The sequence below is a fragment of the Nonomuraea sp. JJY05 genome (assembly GCF_043496855.1).
Taxonomy (GTDB): domain Bacteria; phylum Actinomycetota; class Actinomycetes; order Streptosporangiales; family Streptosporangiaceae; genus Nonomuraea.
The window spans coordinates 46,753-67,951 of sequence record NZ_JBIEIS010000017.1 but is presented as its reverse complement, the minus strand read 5'-3'; the positions used below and the strand labels follow the sequence as shown (position 1 = coordinate 67,951).

Here is a 21,199-nt window from a genome sequence, read left to right as displayed (position 1 = left end):
GAGTGCCCGCGCCGGCCGTTCTGTCAGTCCGCCCCGTCCAGCCAACTCTGGGCGAAGGAACGGATCTCCTCATCCTCCGCGTTGACCGCGTGCTCCAAGAGCCCCGTGTCCTCCTAGGACAGGCGCGCGGCGGCCGCCGCGGCGAACAGCCGGGCCGTCGGGTCGGACCCTTCGAGCCGGGCGAGGACGTCACGCGGGTCGGGCTCCTCGTCGTCCTGACGGACCAGCCATTCGGCCGACTCCTTGACCGGACCGGCTTCCAGGCTCGACGCCCCCGCCTGCAACTGGTCGGTCGAGGCCTCGGACAGGAACTCGAGGACCTTCCAGCGGACGGCGGTGTCGTACTCCGTGCTCATGCTCATGACGCGCGCGATGGCGGACCCGTGCTGGTCGTCGGCGTTCGACAGCACGACCTCGATCGCGAAGTACCGTACGTTGCGGATCGGGCTGGACAGGAGGGCCGGGACCTCGCCCATCATCGGGGCGGCGAGTTCTCCCAGCTCGGACAGCAACCAGGTGCCCGTCCGCACGACCACCTCATCGTCGCTGTGCAGGAGCCTGCCGAGGTTCTCGACAGGGTATCCGGCGTACAGCTCGGCAAGCAGATCGTTGGCCGCCGTACCGACGATGTCGTCGGACGGATGCGCGAGGATGCGCTCCATCAACTCGTCGCCTGTTTGTGTCTGCATCAACTGCCGCTATCTCCCGAAAAGTCGCCTAAGGGTGCTTTTTTCCCGATTGATTCTCTCCTCGTGGCCAGCCTCGTAGCCCAGGCGCTCCTGCTCCTGTTCGCGCTTTTTGATACTGGCTTTCAGATCCCTCTCGAGCTTCTGCTTCTCCTGCTCCGACATGCCCCTCGTGCTTTGGGGGAGGTCACCGTGGAACTTCCCGGTCTGGTCCCTCCCACCCATCCTGCGTCCGCCGCCCCGGCCGCCACCGCTGTTGTTCCTGTTGTTCCTGCGGCCCATCTTGGCCATGCCATCGGTGACCGAGCGAGGGCCTGATGACGTCCGCAAGCCGGCGGGCCGCAGCGGGAGGCTCCGGCCGCCTGCGCCGGCGAGGGCGGGGGTGCCTCCGGGGCCGCCGGGGCGGCGGAGGCCGTCCAGGACGCGGCGCATGGGTTCGGTGATGCGGCGGCGGATGATGGGGGCGATGACCTTGCCGGTGCCTTCGCCGCCTTCGTGCAGGATCTTGCCGACGGTTTTGCGGGCCATGAGGGTGCGGGCGGTGGCGTAGGTGACGCCGGCGGCGCCGCCGAAGGCGAGGGCTTTGTAGACGGCGACGGTGGTGGAGATGGCCTGGGTGCCGGCGGCGACCTTGACCGCCGAGACCACGGAGGCGCCGGCGTCGAGTACGGCGGGGGCGAGTTTCATGGCGTTGCCGGCCTGGGTCAGGTGGCCGCCGTCGGCGCCGGTTCTGGCCCAGTGTGCTTGGGCGCTGGTGCCGCTGTCGCCGCGGTAGACCTGTTGCACGCCGCGCATGGAGGCGTCGGCCCCGCTGGCGGCCGGCACGCTCGCGGCCTGCGCGACCCGCGACGCGTTCCCTTCTGCCCGGACGTCGTCCTCGTCGAGGTTCGGCCACGGCCCCAGCATCGCCATCATCCCGGCCGCCGCCGGGGGCAGCGTCACACCCATGTGCGGCCGAGCTGCTCGGTGTTCTGCACGTTCGCGGCCTCGGTCTCGGCCGTGTTCTTGACCACGGTCTGCAGGCCCTCGCCGGTCCCGCTCATCTCCGTGGACAGTCCGGTGAGCGCGGCCATCGCCGTCGCGCGGCATTCGGCGTACGCGCTGGTGAACACGGCGAACAGGCCGTCATCCCCCCAGGAGGACACCCCGTCCCCGCGTGCCTTGAGCGGCTGGAGAGCGGCGTCGTAGTCCTCTCCATGGCCCCTGATCCGCGAGGCCTCCTGCCCCACCGCCCCCAGAGCGATCTCGAGTCCCGTCATGGCGAATGACCATATAGGGACGTATCACGTTCTGCGCAACATTTCGCGTTAATGAGATCTACATCGCCAAGTAAGGATCTTGTGCGTGTATGTCTAGACTTGGCCACCTGGTCCGCTCTCCTGACGACCGGAGGTCGCCATGTCCTTCCCCTCACCCGAGCACGACGCCGCATACCTGGAGGATTACTTCGCCCAGGGCCGGCGGATCATCCGTGACCTGCGCGCGGCGCAGGCCGCGATCCGGCAGTTGGAGGGCGTGGCCAAGAGCAAGGACGGGCTGATCGAGGCGGCCGCCGACGGCCAGGGCGGGCTGACCCGCCTGCGCATCGACCCGCGCGCCCTGCGGGTCGGCGAGGCGGCGCTCGGACGCGAGGTGACCGCCGTGCTCCAGGCGGCGCAGGCGGACGCGGCCCGCAAGGCGGAGGAGATCGCGGACGAGGCCATGGGCGCCGCGCATCTGCCCGACCCGCTCGACGAGACGTTCGTACGCCAGCGGGTCGAGCAGGCGGCCCGCGATCTTCTCTAGGCTCGGAGGCAAGTGTGTTCGGCCATCCCTACGACCCGGCCAACATCAGGGAACAGGACCTGAACGAGGCCGGCCGCCAGAGTGAGCAGATGCTGGCCTGGCTCGAGACGGCCCAGGAGGACCTCGAAAAGATCGTCGGCACCGGCGAGGCGGCCTCCGGCCAGGTCAAGGCGACCGTCGACGTCAACGGGCGCGTCCTGGACGTCCGGTACGGCCCGCGCGCGACCCGTCTGACCAGCCACGAGCTGGCCGAGCAGACGCTCGCCGCGGTGGGCGAGGCGTGCGCGGACGCCCAGCGCCAGACCCAGGACTTCATGCGCGAGGCCCTGCCCGGCTACGACCCCGCGGAGGCGAACGCCCATTTCGAGCGCCTGCTGAACGACTGGCACTGACGTCCCGTTCATTGGGGCGGCGTGCTGAACCTCCCGCTCACGGAGACGGCATGGGGAACGTCGCCTCGATCCGGAAGCCGCCCTCCCGGACCTCCCCGGTCTCCAGGGTGCCGCCCACCAGCTCCACCTGCCGCCGCAGGTCCAGCAGCCCCATCCCGGGCCCGGCGCCGCCGACCCAGGCGTCCGGCTGGCCGGGGGTGTTGATCACGGCGATCCGTACCGATCCCGGGAGATAGCGCACGCGCACCCGTGCCTCCGCCCCGGGCGCGTGCTTGCGGACGTTGGTGAGGGCCTCCTCGACCATCAGGTACGCGGTGCGCCCCACCACGCCCGAGACGGGCACGGGCGTGCCGTCCACCAGCAGCTCCGCGGGGACGCCCGCGCAGGCCGACTCCGTGACCAGCGGCCGCAGGTCGGGCAGCGGCAGCCCCAGGTCGAACCCCTCCCCGGTGCCGCGCCGCAGCAGTGCCACCATGTGACGCAGCTCGTCCAGCGCCTCGAACCCGGTCGCCCGGATCTCCTCCGCCGCCGCCCGCGCGCGCTCGTCGCCCGCCGCCATGGCCAGCACCCCGGCCTGCAGCACCATCCGGCTGACCCGGTGGGTCACGACGTCGTGCATCTCGCCGGCCAGCCGTTCGCGCTCGACCCGCTGGGCCCGCTCCGCCAGCTCGCGGCGCAGGCGCTCCCTGGCGGCCACGTACATGCCGTACAGGGTGGCCAGGGCGAGCGCCGTCTCGGTGCGCAGGATCAGCGGGAGGCGGTCGGGGAGCGACAGGACGGCCAGACCCAGGATGATCACCGGCAGCCAGCGCTGGATGCCGTGATACCGCTCCGCCGCGAACGCCATCGCGCCGTAGGCGGCGAAGGCGCACGTCGGCGGCCAGAGCGGCGCCGCGTCCGGCAACGGCACGTGCCAGACCACCGACAGCACGGGAAGGGCGATCGCCGTCCCCGCGCTGACCCAGGCGACGGTGAGCGGCGCTCTGCGCGTCCAGAGCACCGGCACCGCCGCCGCGAGCAGGACCACGAGGACCGGGCCGGTGTAGCCGGTCGCCAGCGTCAGGCCTCCCGCGGCCAGGACCGCGACCGCGTCGATCGGCCGCGGTCGGACACCGTCCACCGGCTCATCGTACGATCACGCACCGGCCCTGCCCAGCCTCCAACCTGACGAAGGTCAGGTCTTGGTGATGCGGACCGCGTCGGCGATCACGTAGCCCGCCGCCGAGGTCCACCGGCTCACCCCGACCACGTTGTACGTGCCCGCCGCCAGCGTGTACGTGCCCAGCACCCGCCACTGCCCGCCGCCGGTGCGCTGGTCCACGGTGACCGTCTGGTTCCCGCCGGAGGCGGCGACGATGTACGGAGTCGCGCTGTTGTAGCCGGAGTCGGCCGGGTACCACACCTCCACCCGATAGGTCCCGGCGCTGGGGATGGTCGTCTGGTACCAGGCGGGATCGCTGGCCGAGACCGGGTTGGCGAAGCGGTAGTCGGCGCCGTGCAGCTGCCCGGAGAAGGCGGACGTGCCCCAGTTCGAGCTGGCGGTGAAGCCCGTGTCCGAGTTGTCGATCACGACGCTGAACCCGTCGCCGGACGACCCCACGGGCTTGCCCGCGCTGGGCTCGCTCTCCTGGTGCGTGCGGTTGAGGGCGGTCACGTAGTACGTGAACGCCCCGGAGGCGGCGGACGGATCCGTGAAGGATGTCTTCCGGGTGGTCGTGACCAGGTTCCGGGCGTCGGCGAAGGAGCACGGGTCGGCGGTGGACTGCAACCCGTTCACCCGGTACACCGCGTAGTACGTGCCCGACCCCGTCCACGCGAGCTGGACGCCGGTCGAGCCCTGGGTGGCCGAGGTGATCGCGGGCGCGGACGGCGCCGCCGCCGAGCCGCGGGCGGGCAGCAGCGCGGGCCGGGTGTAATGGGTGTTCACCACCCGGGTGATCGACCCGATCCGGTCCGCCTTGACGTCCTTCGCGCTGAAGAAGATGTCTCCGGCCACCTCGGGATGCCGGCGGTTGTCGGTCAGGTGGTCACTCAGCTCCGCCGGGTTCTGCCAGGCGGAGCCCTGCCCGGAGGCTCCGGCGCGGTAGGCGGCCTGGCCGATCACGAGCTGCACGCCGGTGCCCCGCACCTGATCGGACCACCAGGCCGTGAGCACCTCATAGGCCGCGGCGGAGAAGCCGATGTTCCAGTAGATCTGGGGTGCGATGTAGTCCACCCAGCCCTGCTTGACCCACTTCCGGCTGTCGGCGTAGATCTCGTCGTACGACTCCAGCCCGGACGTGCGCGAGCCCAGCGGGTCGCTCGCGACGTTGCGCCAGATGCCGAACGGGCTGATCCCGAACGACACGTGCGGCTTCGCGGTGTGGATGCGCCGGCCCAGCTCCTGCACGAGCAGGTTGACGTTGTTGCGCCGCCAGTCCGCGATCTTGCTGAACCCGCTGCCGTGCTGGGTGAACGTGCCCGCGTCGGGGATGGTCTGGCCGTCCACCGGATAGGGGTAGAAGTAGTCGTCGAGGTGCACGCCGTCCACGTCGTACTTGGAGACGGCGTCCATGATCGCGTCCTCGATGAAGGCGCGTACCGCCGGGATGCCCGGGTTGTAGTAGAGCTTCCCGCCGTAGGCGAAGCGCCAATCGGGGTGCTGCCGCGCCGGGTGCGTGGACACGAGCTTGTTCGGGTCGGCGTGGTTGGCGATCCGGTACGGGTTGAACCAGGCGTGGAACTCCAGGTTGCGGGCGTGCGCCTCGTTGACCATGAAGGCCAGCGGGTCGTACCCCGGATTCCCGCCCTGGGTCCCGCTCAGCCACTGCGACCACGGCTCGAACGGTGACGGCCAGAACGCGTCGGCCGTGGGCCTGATCTGCACGACCACGGCGTTCATCCGCTTCTGCACGGCCACGTCCAGCCACGCGCGGAACTCGGCCTGCTGCTTCGCCGCGCTCAGCCCCGTGTCGCTGGGCCAGTCGATGTTCGCGACCGTGGAGATCCACATGGCCCTGAGCTGGCGTTTCGGGGTGGCGGGGTCAGGCGTGCAGGCGGCTGCGGCGGCGGAGAAAGTGGAGGTCACGAGGTGGACGATTGCGGCGAAGGCCGCGAGGGCGGTGCGCAGCGCGATCACGAAGAGAAGTTTCAGCGCATTCAGAAAGAAGTGCAATAGTCTTCACCACTTCGGTGGGGCCCAATCTCGGGGCGCAGAACACGCACCACGTCAGGCGCGCCCGCTCTCTTTTCAGCGGCACCCAGACCCCTTCCCCTGAGCGACCTCGGCACCGGACCACCGCCGTCAAAGGGGCGAAAAGTTTCACCTAACACGTGAGTAATGTCAATTATCGACATATGTCAAGACGTGCCATACGGTGGGCGCGTCTAGCGGTCCACCGGAGGTAGCGGGTTCCGCGCACCTCTGGTGCGCCGCTTATCACCAACGAGGAGCACCCCATGACTCTCGCCCGCACGCGATTAGCGGCCCTCGCCACCTCGATCCTCGCCGTCCTCCTCATCGCCGCAGGCCAGCCCGCCCTGGCGGTGGCCAAGGACAGTCCGCTCCAGGCGGCGTTCGCCAAGGCGGCCGCCGCGCAGGACGTCCCCCGCGACCTGCTCGTCGCGCTCGCCTACGCCGAGACCCACCTCGACGGCCACAAGGGCGAGCCCAGCGCCAGCGGCGGATACGGCGTGATGCACCTGGTCAGCAATCCGACCAACCACTCGCTCGAGAAGGCCGCCGAGCTGACCAAGCTCCCGGTCGACCAGCTCAAGGCCGACGACGAGGCGAACATCCTCGGCGGCGCGGCCGTGCTGCGTGCCCTCGCCGACGGGCTGGGCCTCGACGAGACGGCCAGGAAGGACGCCGGGCGCTGGTACCAGGCCGTGGCCAAGTACGGCAACGCCTCCTCGCCCGAGCTGGCCCGCCTGTACGCCGACGCCGTGTACGAGCAGCTCGGCCTCGGCATCGACATCCGCGGCGTCCAGGTCAAGCCGCAGGAGGTCACCGCCGACCGGGGCGAGCTCGCCAAGGCCCGCCAGCTGAACGCGCAGGCCGAAGTGGCCAGCCCCGACTACCCGCCGGCCGCGTGGGTGGCCGCCAGCTCCAGCAACTACACCGCCTCCAGCCGCCCGTCGGCCTACGCCATCGACCGGGTGATCATCCACGTCACCCAGGGCTCGTACGCCGGCACCATCTCCTGGTTCCAGAACTCCGCCGCGCAGGTCTCCGCCCACTACGTGGTCAAGTCCTCCAACGGCGCCATCACCCAGATGGTGCGTGACAAGGACATCGCCTGGCACGCCGGCAACTGGACCTACAACACCAGGTCCATCGGCATCGAGCACGAGGGCTATGTCAACGACGCCTCGTGGTTCACCGACGCGATGTACCGCGCTTCCGCGGCCCTGACCAAGGCCATCTGCGACAAGTACGGCATTCCGAAGGACCGCAGCCACATCATCGGGCACAACGAGGTCCCGGGCGCGACCCACACCGACCCGGGCTCGTACTGGAACTGGACCACGTACATGAACTACGTGACCGGTGGCGGCACCCCGTCGTGGTCCACGACCATCGACAACACCACCTCCGGCCAGTTCACCGCCAGCGCGAACTGGAGCACCTCCACCTACTCCAGCCAGCGCTACGGCACCGACTACCGTTACGCCGACCCCGTCGCCGCCAGCGACCCGGCGTGGTACTCGGCCACCATCCCGAGCGCGGGCACGTACCGGGTCGAGGTCTGGTATCCGGACGATCCCGGATACAACAGCTCGGCGCCGTACATCGTGGCGGCTTCGGGCGGCAACCAGACCGTCTACGTCGACCAACGCTCCGGCGGAGGGGCCTGGAAGAGCCTGGGCACCTTCTCGCTCAACGCCGGCACGTACAACGCCGTCGGCGTGAGCCGCTGGACCTCGGGCACGGGCTACGTCATCGCCGACGCCGTCCGCATCAGCCGGGTCTGAAGAAGTCCGTACGGCTCGCGCCCTCCAGGAGGGGGCACGAGCCGTATGGATCTTTTTGTCCCGCTATGGTCGTCTGGCATGACGGAACTTGAGACTTCGGGCCACGCATGGCTGTAGTGCTCCCCAGAAGCAGCCGGGATGATGGCGATGCTGGGGCCGTGGCCGAACCTCGACGAGGCGACGGCGGCCACCTGACCCAGGCCGGCAACGCCATGAAACTCGCTCCCGCTGAGCAGCAACAAGAAGGGCCGCAACACCGGAGGCGGTCGCGGGTACGACACCCGTCACGCCGCGGAGCGCAAGGAACAGCGCAACATCAGCGACGCCGACGTCAACCGGACGCTGTCCGAAGGCACCAAGAAGCCCGGCAAGACGCCGGGGACGTCCGAGTACGAGGGCAAGGACGGCGTGGTCGTGATCAGGAGCAACACTACCTTTAGGATCATCACCACCTTCAGGCGAGACAGGAAGCGAGGTTGACGTGCGCATCAAACACGACGACGAGAACGACGTCGCCTACATCTACCTCGTGGACCGCATCGGGCCGGGCGAGGCGGCCAGGCAGGTCGTGGTCGAGGCCGACGGGGTGCCGGGCGAGGTGATCCTCGACCTGGACGAGCACGGCGTGCTGCTGGGGCTGGAGATCCTCGGCGCGTCCCACGTCCTGCGGCCCGAGACCCTGGCCAGGGCGGCGCACGACGAAGACTCCGACGGCGAGGAGTGACCCCGGCCCCAGGCGACGGCGAGTGACCCCGGTCTAGGCGGTGGCGCCGCCGTCGATCACGTGGTCCTGGCCCACGACGAAGCTCGACTCCGGGGACGACAGCCACAGCGCCGCCGCGGCGACCTCCTCGGGCGTGGCGACCCGGCCGATCGGCAGCGCGCCCCTCATGCGCTCGTCCCGCTCCTCCCGGGTCTCGCCGGGCCGCGTGGCCATGGGCGAGTCGATCGGGCCGGGGCTGACGGCGTTGATCCGCACCCCGTCGGCGATGTGGTCGCGGGCGGCGGTGCGGGTCAGGAAGCTCACGCCGGCCTTGGAGGCGGCGTACGCGGCGGCCCCGGGCAGCCGCCAGTGCGCGCCGAGGTTGGAGGCCACGTTGACGATGACCCCGCCGCCGTGGGCGCGCATGTGGGCGATCTCGTGCTTCATCGACAGGAACACGCCCTTGAGGTTCACCGCGAGGGCGGTGTCCCAGACGTCCTCGTCGTAGTCGGCCAGCGGCGCGAGCATGCCGAAGACGCCGGCCGCGTTGAGCGCGACGTCGAGCCCGCCGTACCGGGAGACCGCGGCCTCGACCATGGCGGCGACCTCGGCCGACCGCGTGACGTCCACGGCGAACGCGCTCGCCCGCCCGCCCCGCTCCTCGATCAGCTTCACGACCTCGGCCAGCCTGGCCGTGTCGCGCCCCGCGACCAGCACGGAGGCGCCCTCACCGGCGTACGCCAGCGCCGCGGCCCGCCCCAGGACGCCGCTCGCGCCGGTGACCAGGGCGACCTTGCCCTCAAAACGATTCATCTATTTCATACCAATCGTTCTCAAATTTGGACGGCGATCATGGCCTGGTCGACCGCGTCGCGCAGGCGGCGCGGGTCGGGGTCGGCCCTGCCGAGCACCCTGATGCCCTGCAGCAGCACGAGCAGGAACCTGGCCAGCGCGTACGGGTCCTTCTCCGCCGGGATCTCCCCCTGCGCCCGGGCCCTGACGAGGGTGGCGGCGAGCATGGTCTCCAGTCCGGCCCAGCTCTCCGCCACCTTGCGGGACACGACGGCGTCGCGCGAGGCGAACTCCACCGCCGTGTTCACCACCATGCAGCCCCGCCGCAGCTCGTCGGCCAGGCACTCCGCGACGTACGAGTCGAGGAAGGCCCGGACGGCGGGCAGCGCGGGCCCCGGCCCCGACAGCCGCTCGACCACGTTGTGCTGCTCCAGGTAGCGCTCCAGCGCCTTCAGGTAGAGCTCGCGCTTGCCGCCGAAGGTGCCGTAGATGCTCGCCCGCGCGATCCCGAGGTGCTCCACGAGGTCCGCCATCGACGTCGCCTCGTATCCGCGCTCCCAGAACAGCTCGAGGGCCTTCTGCAACGCGACCTCGGGATCGAACTCCTTGCTCCTCGCCACGGGACCAAGCTAGCACATTCAAGAACGATCGATCTAATTACCTAGGGGTGAGCACCCATCGCCACGAGCCGTCCTTGTTGGAGTCACGGTTCGCGCCGAGCTGCGTCGTCCGCTTGCCGTCCACGCTCACCAGGACCAGCCCGTTGTTGAACTCGCTCTCGCACGACCCGGCGCACCCCAGGGCGATGACGTTGTCGTCGTCGGCCCAGGCGTGCAGCTGCAGCACCTTCTGCCGCCCGACGATCTGGCCCGTCCCCGCATCGGTGATCTGGGTGGGCATGCCGTCGGGGCCCAGGACCAGGCGGCCGTTCGGAGAGGTCGCCGAGACGCGCGAGAAGTCCACGTACCGGTCCCCCTTGGGCCACTCTCCCTGTTCGCCGTCGAGGGTGTAGAAGACCCGGTCCGGAGTGGTGGAGGTGGGCGCCCACAGCATCGTGCCGTCCAGGCTCCAGCCGAGGTCCTGGCGGCCGTTCATGTTGAAGGGCTTGTCGTCGTTGAGCGTCCCGTCGCCCATCGGCGACAGCTCGTGATAGTCGGCCGTGCCCGCTTCGACGTCGACGATGTAGTAGCCCGTACGTGGGCTGCTCCCGGCAACGGGGCTCGCCTGGTCGCCCTCCCCCCGCAGGATGTCCGGATAGCTGGAGTACGCCGTGGCCAGGACCCTGGTTCCGTCCGGGGACCACGTGACCGACCCCACCGGGTGCTCCAGGTCGATCCACTTCAGGATCTGCCGGGTGTTCAGGTCGAGGATGCCCAGCCGCTTGCTGATCAGCTCCCCTTCCAGCACGGCGGCGACCTGCAGCCCCGGAGCCACGTCCACCCAGGCCCACGAGGTCTCCTCGTAGCCGTCGGTGCGCGGGTCGTACAGCGACCACGTACGCACGACCCGCTGTTCGTCGTCCGAGACCGGCTCCCGGCGGGTGGTGTAGTACGCGGACACGGCCATGCGTCCCGCGGCGATCAGCTTGACCGGCGGGCTGTGCTCCGTGTCGGTCCGCACGTCGCTCGGCGCGGGCGACGGGCGAGGGGGCAGCGTGACGCCGGTGGCCGCGTGCATGGTGGCCTGAGGGTCGCGAAGGGCGGGTGCCGCGCCGCGCAGGCCCACGGCGAACACGGTGATCGCCGCCACCAGCCCCGCGGCCAGCACCACCATGCCGACGGGCTTCCAGGCGCGCCTCCGTAGCGCCCGGTCCGCCAGATCGTGCGGCACCCTCGTCTCGTCGGCCCACTCCTGCAGCGTGTCCCGAAGCAAACGGGTCATTTGGCCACCTCCAGTTCCCTGGCCAGTTCGGGGGCGATCTCGCGGAGGCGGGCCAGCGACCTGTGCGCCGTGCTCCTGACGGTTCCGACGGAGCAGCCCAGCGCCCGCGCGACCTCCTGCTCGGGCAGGTCCTCGAAATACCGCAGCACCAGCACGGTGCGCTGCCGCGCCGTGAGCCGCGCCAGCGCCGACCGCAACACCATGCGCAGCTCGCTCTGGTGGTGGCGGTCCCGGTCCGCCAGCTCGGGCGGCGCCGCCTGCACGACCTCGCCGCGCCGCGTGCTCGCCCGCCACCAGCTGATCTGCTGGCGGTACATGATCTGTTTGGCGTACGCCTCAGGCGCCTCCACCCGCCGCCACCGGCTCGCCAGCTTCGCCAGCGCGGTCTGCACCAGGTCCTCGGCCGCGTGCTGGTCACCACCGGTGAGCAGGAACCCGAGTCGCATGAGTGCGGGGGAGCGCGCAGAGACGAACTCGCGGAAACGTTGCTCGTCCGCGGCGTCCACGATCACCTCCAGGGGATAGTCGTCACCCTCTCAGACGCCTCCCCGCCACCCCGCTATGCGCCCCCGCCCGCCTTCCGTGGAAAAGATCCCGCAGCGCCGCTGTAGGGGGCGGGCGCCCGGCGTCGGGTCACTGGGCCAGGGGGTTGGGGACGGCCACGCCTCGCATGTCGCCGCCCCCGGCGTTCAGCCAGCGCAGGAGCAGGTTGGCCTTGGCCGGGATGTGGGTGGCGGCCAGCAGATCGCGTAGCTCGTCCGGATCCCCGTGATCCTTGCCGCACCCCGTGAACACCGTCCTGGCCCGTGCCCACAGCTCGCCCCGCAGTCCCGGATGGCGCTCGGCCAGGGCTCCCGCGATCTCGCAGAGGTTGTTGGTCACCAGGCAGTACACCAGCCGCTCCCACGCCCGCGCGCTCCCGACGCCCTTCAGCGACGGGTGCCGCTCCGCGACGAGCTTGACCCCCTCGTGGTCGCGGAAGACGGCCTGCGCGGGAAGCCCGCGCTCGTCCACCGCGATCAGCACGTTCTGCAGGTGGCACTCCAGCACGACCCCATGGCGGAAATAGGCGTGCAGGAGCGGGGGCACCACGTGGTCGAGGTACCGTTCCCACCACACCAGCGCCAGTTCCTCGCCCAGCCCGTCGAGCGGGTTGCCGGGGAAACCCTCGCTGATTCCCGCCGCGAGCAGCACCGTCAGCCCCGGGCGCACGTGTTCGCGCAACCCGTCGCGGACGATCACCGCCAGCGCCTCCCCGCCGTCCCCGTCCAGCTCGGCGCTGCGGTAGCCGCGGTCGCGCAGCACGGCGGGCCGCGCCACGTGGTCAGGCAGGTCGTCGAACGCCTGTCCGACGACCTCGGCGACCACGGCCAGCCTGTTGAGGTCGCGCAGCCACAGCCGCCGGATGTCGTTCGTGATCCGCACGTCCAGGCTGAACTTGCAGAACAGGTCCAGCTCGGGCAGGTACACCGTACGGATCGACGAGGTCGGCGCCGCGAGGACCCGGGCGACGCCCACGTGGCGCAGCGGCGGGCCGCCCAGCAGCTCCACCTGCCAGGGATGAGCGGGCAGCAGGGCCAGGCCGCCGCCGGGAGGCGGTCCCAGCCGGTCGAGGGCGCCGGCCTCCCCCACCTCCACCAGCTGCTCGGCCGGCACGCCGAACAGCGGCAGCGCGAACCTCGCGTACGCCTCCGGAGAGTACGGGAGCCAGGCCCCGGGACCGGACCCGCCGCGGGCCTTGGGTGCGGGGTGGTAGCGATGGCCCGCGACCAGAGCCTGTTCGGAACGCAGGAAGAGGTCCGCGGGCGGCGTCGCGGCCCGCCTGGCGGCCAGCAGGGCGGCCATGACGTCCCGGCTGTGCATGATCTCGGCGGGCAGCGTGTCATTGTCGACCCCTGTCCCCGCGCGCAGTTCGGCGGCGGTCAGCGCGACCAGGTCGTCCAGGGAGAGCGGGCGCCAGCCGCCGGGAGTCCGCTGCTCGGCCCGGTCCGGGAACCGCCCGCCGGCGACGCGGAGGAGCTGGGCGGTCGCGGGCAGCAGGAAGGCGCCGGCGCACGCGGGCCGGGCCACTTCGCGGATCAGGCAGTTGAGCAGTGCCGTCATCGCGAGGTCCGCGGCGTCTGTCCATGCCTCTCGCGGGAGAGGAAGAAGGCCGTCGGTAGGTGCCATGGCGACCTTATCCCTACCCTTTGTCCCTATTGGTGCCAACAGGGTAGCCACTGGGCGTGTTTTCTGGAAATGGTGGGAATTATGAGGCGTTGGGAGGCGGAATTCGCGGCCGACCTTTCCCTGGTGCGCCCGGATCTGTCGGCGGCGTACCTCGCGGCCCTCCCGGACGCGCGGGCCGCCGTCCTCGGCCGCCTCTGGCGCAGCCTCCTGCACGAACCGCTCCCCGGGCTCGCGGGCAGGCGGGGACAGGCCCGCGTCGCGCTGGCGGACGGCCGCGTGCTCACCGGGCGGGCGCGGGAGCCGTACGACCTCGGCGGCGAGCCGGCGCTCTGGCTGGACGGCCATCCCCACACCCACCCCGCCGAGCTGCTGGCCGCCCTCGGCCTGCCCGGCACCGCCGGGCTGGTCGAGGACCTGGACAACAGCGTGGCCTCGCTGGCGCTGTCCCGCGCGGAGCCCGCCCGCGTCCCGGCCACCCCGGAGGAGTACGAGCAGAGCGTGGTGGACGGCCATCCGTACCACCCTGGCTGCCGCAGCCGCCCCGGCGTCTCCGTGGCTGAGCAGCTCGCCTACATGCCGGAGCACCGCGCCGTCGTCCACCTGGACCTGCTCGCGCTGCCCGCCGCGAACTGCCTGGTCTCGGGCCCGTGGCCGGCCGCACTCACGGACGGCGACCGGCTGCTGCTGCCCGTGCACCCCTGGCAGAGCGCCCACGTCCTGCCCGCGCTGGGCCTGCGACCGCACGTCACGGCCGCCGTCCCGGCCCGCCCGCTGATGTCCGTACGCACCCTCGCCCCCCTCGACGGCGGCCCGCACGTCAAGACGGCGTTCAGCACCCGGATGACCTCCGGCGTCAGGGACATCTCCCCCGGCTCGGTCCGCGACTGCGTCCACCTGTCGGACCTGCTCTCCACCCTGTCCGCCCGGCTGGGCGGGCGGCTCGGCATCGCCCGCTACCTGGCCGGCGCCGCCGGGAAGGTCGACGGCGAGCACAGCCCCGACGTGTCGGCCATGCTCCGCGAGCCGGCCGGGGGCGCGATCCCCGTCGGCGCCGTCACCCGCGCGACGGTGCGGGACCCGGCGGCCTGGCTGGCCGCGTTCGCCCGCCTGGTCTGGAGGGACACCCTGGGCCTGCTGGCGCTCGGCGTGGCGCTCGAGGCGCACGGCCAGAACCTGCTGGTCGAGCTCGACCGGGACGGCCTCCCGTGCCGGCTGGTCTACCGGGACCTGGCCGACGTCCGGATCAGCCCCGCCAGGCTCGCCCGCCACGGGATCGAGGTCCCGCCGGTCAGCGCCCGGCTGCTCACCGACGACCCCGGGACGCTGCACGCCAAGCTCTTCGGCGGGCTCGTCGGCACCACGTTCGGCAGCCTGATCGCGCTGTTCTGCCAGGGCGACCGGGCCGCCGAGTCCCGCCTCTGGGACCTCGTGGCCGCCGCCGCGCGCGACGCGTCCGGCGAGCTCGTGTGCGCCGAGGACCGCGGGGTCCTGTTCGGCCCGCACCTCACGGTCAAGGCGCACCTGCTCAGCCGCTTGGAGGGCGCGCCGCCCGGCGACAGCTGGACCAGGCTGCCCAACCCGCTCGGCGCGTGACGGCTCAGCGCTTGTCGGATCAGGGGGCGAGTTCGGCGACGGGGAGGCGGCGGAAGGCGATGCTCTCGTACGGGCCGAAGTCGCCGGTCTCGAACAGCAGGCCCACCGTGTCCCCGTCCACCCGGACCAGGTCGGAGTAGGCCGCCGGCAGCCCCGACACCGTGTGCGCGACCCGCCAGGTCACGCCCAGGTCGTCGCTGGCGCGTACCGTCATCAGCGCCCGCGCGTCCGGAGCGGCCGGCCCCGAGAACAGCAGCACGTCCGGCGACGAGCACCACAGCGTGCTGCCCTCCACCACCGGCCCCGTCAGCCCCGCCTGGGGCCTGAAGGGCAGCAGGAGGGTCTGGCCGCCGTCGGCCGAGTAGGCGTCGGCCCTGGTGCCGGGGGCCGTGGACTCGGTGCGCGTGTTGAGGTAGAGGCGCCCGTCCGGCAGCTCGGTGGCCGTGGTCTCGTTGACGTTGACGTAGCCGTCCGGATTGTCGTCGACGTAGCCGATGCGCCAGGTCTGGCCGCCGTCGTCGCTCAGCAGCCCGTGGCCTCCGTTGTACTTGCCTTCAGTCCCGTTGTCGGACCCGCCGGGCGGCAGCGAGTGGTTGGCGGGCACCACGATCCGCCCGCTGCGCAGCGCGACGGCGTGCCCGGGAGCGGTCGCGTACCAGCGCCACTCGGCGCGCTTCACGCTGCCGGTGATCTCGCGCGGCGCCTGCCACGTGACCCCGTCGTCCGAGCTGACCTGCACGAACACCCGCCGCCCGTCGGCCGCCGCCACCTGGCCGCGCCGGATCTTGTCCTCGGTGGCCTGCGGTCCCTGCCTGACGAAGACCAGCACGACCCGCCCGTCGGCCAGCGCCACGGGCGCGGGGTTGCCCGCGGTGCCCCGGCGCGGCTCCGTGGCGATCACCTGCAGCGCGCCCCAGGTCCTGCCGCCGTCCGTGGAACGCCTGAGCACGACGTCGATGTGGCCGGAGTCCCCGGCAGAGGCGTGCCGCCCCTCCGCGAACGCCAGCACGGTGCCCGCCTTCGTCACCACCGCCGCCGGGATCCGGTACGTGTGGTAGCCGTCCGTCCGCTGCCGGTACGGCACCGACGTCGGGTAACGATCCGCCATGCGGGCACGCTACGGCCGCCGGGTGAACGAGACGTGAAGACGAGTGTGACGGGCGGTGGAGGAGGGATGTAAGCGACAGAGGGGCCGCCCGACCGGCCTGGTCCCGGCATGGCCGGGCGGGCGGCATGAAAGAGTTCACCTCATAGGCGAGTGCTTCTGGAGGCGTGGTGGCTGACGAGTTCGATGTCATCGTGATCGGTGCCGGTCCCGCCGGTGAGAACGTCGTGGACCGGGCCGTCCGCGGCGGTCTGACCGCGGCGATCGTCGAGGAGCGGCTGGCCGGCGGCGAGTGCTCCTACTGGGCGTGCGTCCCGAGCAAGGCGCTGCTGCGGCCGGTCGACCTGATGGGCGAGGTGGCGCGGGTCCCCGGGCTGACGCTGGGGCCCGTCGACGTGGAGGCCGTGCTGGCCCGGCGCGACGAGGCCGTCTCCAACTACAACGACTCCGGGCAGGTGGGGTGGGTCGAGGGCGTGCCGGCCGAGTTCGTACGCGGGCACGGGCGGCTCGACGGCCCCAAGCGCGTCCGCGTCACCACCGAGGACGGCGGCGAACGGGTGCTGACGGCCCGGCAGGCCGTCGTCCTGGCCACCGGCAGCACGGCGGCGCTCCCCCCGGTCCCCGGACTGGTCGAGGCGGAGCCCTGGACCAGTCATGAGGTGACCGCCGCGCGCTCCGTCCCCGAGCGGCTGGCGGTGCTCGGCGGGGGCGTGGTCGCCTGTGAGATGGCCCAGGCCATGCACGGGCTCGGCGCGCGGCAGACGACCGTGCTGGTACGCGGCGGCGGGCTGCTGGCCAGGATGGAGCCGTTCGCGGGAGAGCTGCTGGCCGAGTCGTTCGCGGAGGCGGGCATCGAGGTGCGCACCCGCACCGACGCCGCCAGGATCGAGCGCCCCGAACGCGGCGGGAAGGTGACGGTCCACCTGTCCGAGGGACCCCCGGTGGAGGCCGACGAGCTGCTGGTCGCGACCGGCCGCCGGCCCGCGACCGGCGACCTCGGGCTGGGCACGGTCGGCCTGGCCGACGGGAAGTACGTCGAGGTGGACGACAGCATGCGGGCGACCGGCGTGGCCGACGGCTGGCTGTACGCGGTCGGCGACGTCAACGGGCGCGTGCTGCTCACCCACATGGGCAAGTACCAGGCCAGGGTCTGCGGTGACGTGATCGCCGCGCGGGCGCGTGGCGACGAGCTGCCCGCGATGCGGGACCTGGCGGGCGGGTTCGGCGCGCCGCAGGTCGTCTTCACCGACCCGCAGGTCTGCGCGGTCGGCAGGACCGAGGCGGCGGCCCGGGAGGACGGGTTCCGGGTGCGCGTGGTGGACTACGAGCTGGGGTCGGTCACCGGGGCTTACCTGCTGGGCGACGGCTACCGGGGCCGGGCCAGGGCCGTGGTGGACGAGGACAGGAAGGTGCTGCTCGGCGTCACGTTCGTCGGGCCGGGCACGGCCGAGCTGCTGCACGGCGCCACGATCGCGGTGACGGCCGAGGTGCCGCTGGAGCGCCTCTGGCACGCGGTCCCGTCCTTCCCGACGGTCAGCGAGGTGTGGCTGCGCCTGCTCGAGGCGTACGGCCTCTGATCCCCGCGCCACCGGGAGCGGGTGGGGTCAGGGGCGGGGACCGGGGGTCGAGAAGCGCGGGTGCGGGGAGCCGCGGGCTGCGTCGTGCAGCATCAGCTCCGCCACCGTCTCCTCGACGCTCTCCCGCAGCTCCACCCGCGACAGCAGGTCGGTCAGCCGCAGCACCGACAGCAGGTGGTCCGAAGGCCGGACCAGGATGATCCGGCCACTCCCCTGCTCCTCCATCCGCTGCATCGCCATCGCCAGCACCCCAATGACGGACGAGTCGTAAAAATCCAGATCAGCAAGATCGAATACGAGCACAGGACCCACGCTCCAGTCCCACACCGCTTTGATGCAGGCGCTGAAGCGAACCCGGCCCGCGTGGTCGAGCTCGCCCCCGGCGCGCAAGACCGTGCAATGGAGGTGCCGGATCGTCTCGATGTACAAGCCGTTCCTCACCTAAGGACGACTGCCCTCTGAGCGGCGATATCACGGATTATCGCTATTTTTTAGGAGCTCCGGCTGACCGAGCGGCCCGTCCAGCAGCTTGCGCAGGATCGCGGCGAGCGTCTCGGTGTCCTCGGGGGTGAGCGGAGAGGCCAGGTGGGCCAGGTTGGCGGCGTGCTCGGTGAGCGTCTCGTCGATGGTCCGCAGGCCCTCGTCGGTCAGCCGGACGTGGAAGCTGCGCCGATCGGCGGGGTCGAGGCTGCGCTCGACCAGCCCCGCCGCCTCCAGCCGGTCGAGCCGGTTGGTCATGCCGGCCCGGGACATCATCAGCACCGCCGACAGCTCCGACGGGATCAGCGTGTACGGCGGCCCGGCCCGGCGCAGCGCCGCCAGCACGTCGAACTCCCCCTGCCGCAGCCCGCGCTCGGTGAGAACCCGGTCGACCCGCGGCTCCAGGACGCGCATCACCTGGGCAAGCCGCCCGAAAACGCCCATGGCCGTCAGGTCGAGGTCAGGCCGCTCGCGTCGCCACTCCTCGATGATCCTCTCGACCGCGTCGCCCATGACCCCGCAGTTTATTCGAGCAGGGATAGTTCACACCCGTACTAGTGCGCGACGCCCGACTCCAGCGTCGGCACCGCGCCCAGGCACTGCCCCATGACCACCAGGTACGGAGAGTTCGTGGGGCTGGGCAGCGTGAGCTCGGTGATGTTGCCGTCCGTGCGCTGCTCGGGCAGCCCCACGTCCCCGTCCCTGATGCTGAAGACGCGCTCCACCGGCGGCGCCGCGATGCCCAGCAGCTTCCTGGTCGCGTGGCGCATCCAGCGCAGCTCGCTGTTGACCCGCCGCCACGTCGCGGGAATGAGGCTGGCCGGCTCCGCCTTCGTGCCCAGCCTGAGCGTGACGCGGCCGCTCGACCCGAACGTGTCCTTCAGCACCGGGTTGACCACGAACATGCCCGCGCGCAGCACGCGCGTGCCCTGCCGGCCGCGGTTGGCCAGGCCGCCCGCGCTGATCAGCGAGGACACCTCGCAGCGCAACCCGTCGAGCGTGTCGGGGTCGAAGTCCACCGCCGGCGGCTCCTCGAACACCACCTTGTCCAGCCGCAGCCCGGCCACACCGTCGGCCACGACGTGCCCCGACACGGCCTGGCGCACCTCCTCGGAGACCCCGTCGCCCTCCATGATGTCGAGCACCTCGACGCAGATCAGCCCGTCGTCGGGGATCTCCTCCGCCGTCAGGTCGAAGGCCACCTGGGCGTGCGCCCGCCGCCCCTTGAGCAGCACGCACTGGCGCAGCCGCCCCTGGGAGCGCACCTGAACCAGGCGCGGCTGCGGGACGACCACGTCGGTCTTGCCGGCGCACCAGCCGCTCGCGGACCGCTCGTCGGTCGACAGCGACACCAGCACCCGCAGCGGGCGCCCCTGCGCCGAGACCTTGAACCCGGCCAGCCCCGAGGTCTCGAACCTGCCCACGATCGAGCTGCCCCGCTGCAGCCTGTCGGTCACCTGCAGCGCGGCGATCTGGCCGCTGCGCACGTGGACGGGCGGGATCGCGGGGAGGATCAGCTGGTCCAGCTCGGTGGCGGATCCTGGGGTGCTCATGGGGTACTCCTCGTGAATGACGACTCTTCCGGCTCGTGGAAGCTGCTCATGGGGTCTTCGTCGTGACGGACGACATCGCCGAACCGCGGGAACCGATCAAAGGTGTTCCTGATGAACGGCCCCGCCGGGTCGTGGAAGTCGAACCGCGTGAGCATGGGTTCGCGCCTGGTCCACATGCGGGCGACCGCGCTGTAGAGAGGGTCGCCGTCGCGCTCCACGTGCCACAGGTTGACGGCCAGCGCCCGCGCGTAGTCGACGCCGTACTCCCAGTGCGGCAGGAGCTGGGTGGGCACGTCCGCGCCGCAGCGACGCAGCCAGAGCCACAGGCGGGCGCGGTCGCGCTGCTCGGGCTCGAGGATGGACTCGCCCTTCTCGTGCTTGGCGATGGCCTCGTCCAGCCACAGGCGGATGTCCGACGGGTCGCGTGCCACGTACGTGCCGCCGCAGGCGCTCCCCACCGACCAGCCCGCCTGGACGACCGGGATGCCGAACGCGGGCAGGTCGCTGTCGCCGAACGTGACGCACACGTCCGCCATGCTCCACAGGAGGTTCGTGGACAGGGCGCCCGTCACGCAGCGCACGCGGGAGTGCGGGTAGCCGACGGGGTCGAGGAACAGCCAGTTCGCCGACGGGTCCGACGAGGCGAAGTCCACCGTCGACTGGAACAGCTCGGTGTCCTCCCCCGGCGTGTGGCCGAAGACCGCGATGGTCGGCCGCTTCGGGTCCAGGCCCAGGCGGGCGCAGCCGTAGTCGCGCAGCTGGCGGCGCTCGGTCTCCGTGCGGATCTGGTAGCCGCTCTTGGCCCGCCAGGCCGTCCGCTCCGCGCCCGGCCTGATCGTGTCCCGGTACGGCCAGACGTGCCGCTCGAAGAACGCGCCCACCCTGGCGGGCAGCTCCTCGCGGAAGGAGCAGGGCCCCTGGTCGGGGAAGATCGCGTACGCCTTCAGCGACCCCGTCCCGTGGACGTGCACGACCGGGATGTCCCTGGTGACGTACGGATCCGCCCGGCTGGTGACCAGGGCGGCCGGCGGCACCCGCGGCCGCCCGTCCCCCTCGGCCCCGAACATCTCCGCCAGCCTCCGCCATTCCGGCTCGACCAGCGCGAACAGCCGCGCAGAGAGCAGCTCGCAAACCGCCTTCGCGACCATGAGCGTCCGTACCACGACTCTGATGTCCTGGTCGAACGCCTCGGCCACGACGCAGCTCTCACCGCTGGGGCTCTCGCCCCAATATGTCCTCGCAGCGGCGAGCAACCGATCGAAATGCTCGCCATCTCCGACACGACGCATAAGTCCCCCCACCACGACCGGCAGGAAACAGACATTGCCAGACGGGCGGACGCCCACCCCCGCGTCAACACGCTTCTTTGCCCGCACCTGGCAGAAACTGAAGATCGTCACACGTGCCACAGGCGCCCCACCCAGCACGATCCGGCGTTACGAGGCCAGAGCCGGAAAAATCCCGCTTCCCGCGCGAACAAAACCGCCTCAAGCGGCGTCCAAGCTTTTACCGAGAGCACGTCATGGCGGG

General features: G+C 71.5%; 22 protein-coding genes. 7 read left to right on the top strand and 15 right to left on the bottom strand.

From position 1 onward, the window contains the following. Positions 1-113: 113 nt before the first annotated feature. The 3 genes from ACFKCF_RS26900 to ACFKCF_RS26890 are packed head-to-tail and all read right to left on the bottom strand — an operon-like array spanning position 114 to position 1,945. Positions 114-689 (bottom strand): hypothetical protein, encoded by a 576-nt coding sequence (locus ACFKCF_RS26900; RefSeq protein ID WP_394497746.1) that lies wholly within the window; start codon positions 687-689, stop codon positions 114-116. A gap of 9 nt (positions 690-698) precedes the next feature. Next, positions 699-1,634 (bottom strand): hypothetical protein, encoded by a 936-nt coding sequence (locus tag ACFKCF_RS26895; RefSeq protein WP_394497744.1) that lies wholly within the window; start codon positions 1,632-1,634, stop codon positions 699-701. After that, positions 1,625-1,945: a hypothetical protein gene (locus tag ACFKCF_RS26890; RefSeq protein WP_394497742.1), complete on the bottom strand. Its 321-nt coding sequence runs from the start codon at positions 1,943-1,945 to the stop codon at positions 1,625-1,627. The genes ACFKCF_RS26895 and ACFKCF_RS26890 overlap by 10 nt, the downstream gene beginning before the upstream one ends. Positions 1,946-2,084: 139 nt before the next feature. Here ACFKCF_RS26890 and ACFKCF_RS26885 point away from each other — a divergent pair, with 139 nt between their 5' ends. Both ACFKCF_RS26885 and ACFKCF_RS26880 read left to right on the top strand, forming a co-directional pair. Further along, on the top strand, positions 2,085-2,471 hold the full coding sequence (locus ACFKCF_RS26885) for a YbaB/EbfC family nucleoid-associated protein (protein ID WP_394497741.1): 387 nt from the start codon (positions 2,085-2,087) through the stop codon (positions 2,469-2,471). A 14-nt stretch (positions 2,472-2,485) separates the two neighbouring features. Beyond that, positions 2,486-2,863: a YbaB/EbfC family nucleoid-associated protein gene (locus ACFKCF_RS26880; RefSeq protein ID WP_394497739.1), complete on the top strand. Its 378-nt coding sequence runs from the start codon at positions 2,486-2,488 to the stop codon at positions 2,861-2,863. Between the two features lie 37 nt (positions 2,864-2,900). Here ACFKCF_RS26880 and ACFKCF_RS26875 read toward each other — a convergent pair whose 3' ends face one another. Together ACFKCF_RS26875 and ACFKCF_RS26870 are read right to left on the bottom strand one after the other, a co-directional pair. After that, positions 2,901-3,983 carry a sensor histidine kinase gene (locus ACFKCF_RS26875; protein ID WP_394497737.1) on the bottom strand — a complete coding sequence of 361 codons (1,083 nt, stop codon included), beginning with the start codon at positions 3,981-3,983 and terminating at the stop codon, positions 2,901-2,903. A gap of 54 nt (positions 3,984-4,037) precedes the next feature. Further along, positions 4,038-5,981, bottom strand: coding sequence for a family 10 glycosylhydrolase (locus ACFKCF_RS26870; RefSeq protein ID WP_394497735.1), 1,944 nt, complete (start codon positions 5,979-5,981; stop codon positions 4,038-4,040). A gap of 320 nt (positions 5,982-6,301) precedes the next feature. On the opposite strand from ACFKCF_RS26870, the gene ACFKCF_RS26865 reads away from it, so the two are divergent. The 3 genes from ACFKCF_RS26865 to ACFKCF_RS26855 all read left to right on the top strand — a co-directional run bounded on the left by ACFKCF_RS26865 (position 6,302) and on the right by ACFKCF_RS26855 (position 8,540). Beyond that, positions 6,302-7,816, top strand: coding sequence for an N-acetylmuramoyl-L-alanine amidase (locus tag ACFKCF_RS26865; protein WP_394497733.1), 1,515 nt, complete (start codon positions 6,302-6,304; stop codon positions 7,814-7,816). A gap of 228 nt (positions 7,817-8,044) precedes the next feature. Continuing rightward, on the top strand, positions 8,045-8,296 hold the full coding sequence (locus tag ACFKCF_RS26860; protein ID WP_394497989.1) for a DUF4258 domain-containing protein: 252 nt from the start codon (positions 8,045-8,047) through the stop codon (positions 8,294-8,296). Between the two features lies 1 nt (position 8,297). Continuing rightward, complete coding sequence (locus tag ACFKCF_RS26855) at positions 8,298-8,540, top strand: DUF2283 domain-containing protein (protein ID WP_394497731.1); 243 nt, start codon at positions 8,298-8,300, stop codon at positions 8,538-8,540. Positions 8,541-8,573: 33 nt separating this feature from the next. Here ACFKCF_RS26855 and ACFKCF_RS26850 read toward each other — a convergent pair whose 3' ends face one another. From ACFKCF_RS26850 to ACFKCF_RS26830, 5 genes are all read right to left on the bottom strand, one after another. Then, positions 8,574-9,332 (bottom strand): SDR family NAD(P)-dependent oxidoreductase, encoded by a 759-nt coding sequence (locus ACFKCF_RS26850; protein ID WP_394497730.1) that lies wholly within the window; start codon positions 9,330-9,332, stop codon positions 8,574-8,576. Positions 9,333-9,352: 20 nt separating this feature from the next. Next, the gene (locus tag ACFKCF_RS26845) at positions 9,353-9,931 is read right to left on the bottom strand and encodes a TetR/AcrR family transcriptional regulator (RefSeq protein ID WP_394497728.1); all 579 of its coding nucleotides are present in this window, start codon (positions 9,929-9,931) and stop codon (positions 9,353-9,355) included. A gap of 37 nt (positions 9,932-9,968) precedes the next feature. Continuing rightward, entirely contained in the window at positions 9,969-11,192 is a 1,224-nt protein-coding gene (locus ACFKCF_RS26840; RefSeq protein ID WP_394497726.1) for a hypothetical protein, read from the bottom strand. Next, positions 11,189-11,704: a SigE family RNA polymerase sigma factor gene (locus ACFKCF_RS26835; protein ID WP_394497724.1), complete on the bottom strand. Its 516-nt coding sequence runs from the start codon at positions 11,702-11,704 to the stop codon at positions 11,189-11,191. Before ACFKCF_RS26835 ends, ACFKCF_RS26840 begins: the two co-directional genes overlap by 4 nt. A 121-nt stretch (positions 11,705-11,825) precedes the next feature. Continuing rightward, complete coding sequence (locus tag ACFKCF_RS26830) at positions 11,826-13,295, bottom strand: IucA/IucC family C-terminal-domain containing protein (protein ID WP_394497723.1); 1,470 nt, start codon at positions 13,293-13,295, stop codon at positions 11,826-11,828. Between the two features lie 147 nt (positions 13,296-13,442). Here ACFKCF_RS26830 and ACFKCF_RS26825 point away from each other — a divergent pair, with 147 nt between their 5' ends. Then, positions 13,443-14,954, top strand: a complete 1,512-nt coding sequence (locus ACFKCF_RS26825; RefSeq protein ID WP_394497721.1) for an IucA/IucC family protein — start codon at positions 13,443-13,445, stop codon at positions 14,952-14,954. 19 nt (positions 14,955-14,973) lie between these two features. Here ACFKCF_RS26825 and ACFKCF_RS26820 read toward each other — a convergent pair whose 3' ends face one another. Next, on the bottom strand, positions 14,974-16,062 hold the full coding sequence (locus ACFKCF_RS26820; protein WP_394497720.1) for an exo-alpha-sialidase: 1,089 nt from the start codon (positions 16,060-16,062) through the stop codon (positions 14,974-14,976). Between the two features lie 167 nt (positions 16,063-16,229). Here ACFKCF_RS26820 and ACFKCF_RS26815 point away from each other — a divergent pair, with 167 nt between their 5' ends. Then, positions 16,230-17,636: a dihydrolipoyl dehydrogenase family protein gene (locus ACFKCF_RS26815; RefSeq protein ID WP_394497718.1), complete on the top strand. Its 1,407-nt coding sequence runs from the start codon at positions 16,230-16,232 to the stop codon at positions 17,634-17,636. A gap of 27 nt (positions 17,637-17,663) precedes the next feature. On the opposite strand, the gene ACFKCF_RS26810 is transcribed toward ACFKCF_RS26815, so the two are convergent. Genes ACFKCF_RS26810 through ACFKCF_RS26795 form a run of 4 tightly spaced genes read right to left on the bottom strand, consistent with a single transcriptional unit; the run spans position 17,664 to position 20,922 of the window. Then, positions 17,664-18,065 carry an STAS domain-containing protein gene (locus ACFKCF_RS26810; protein WP_394497716.1) on the bottom strand — a complete coding sequence of 134 codons (402 nt, stop codon included), beginning with the start codon at positions 18,063-18,065 and terminating at the stop codon, positions 17,664-17,666. Between the two features lie 42 nt (positions 18,066-18,107). Beyond that, positions 18,108-18,629, bottom strand: coding sequence for a MarR family winged helix-turn-helix transcriptional regulator (locus ACFKCF_RS26805; RefSeq protein WP_394497715.1), 522 nt, complete (start codon positions 18,627-18,629; stop codon positions 18,108-18,110). Between the two features lie 41 nt (positions 18,630-18,670). Further along, positions 18,671-19,669 carry a hypothetical protein gene (locus tag ACFKCF_RS26800; protein ID WP_394497714.1) on the bottom strand — a complete coding sequence of 333 codons (999 nt, stop codon included), beginning with the start codon at positions 19,667-19,669 and terminating at the stop codon, positions 18,671-18,673. Next, a complete protein-coding gene (locus ACFKCF_RS26795; RefSeq protein WP_394497713.1) occupies positions 19,666-20,922 on the bottom strand; it encodes a hypothetical protein in 1,257 nt (418 codons plus the stop codon). Before ACFKCF_RS26795 ends, ACFKCF_RS26800 begins: the two co-directional genes overlap by 4 nt. Between the last annotated feature and the right edge of the window lie 277 nt (positions 20,923-21,199).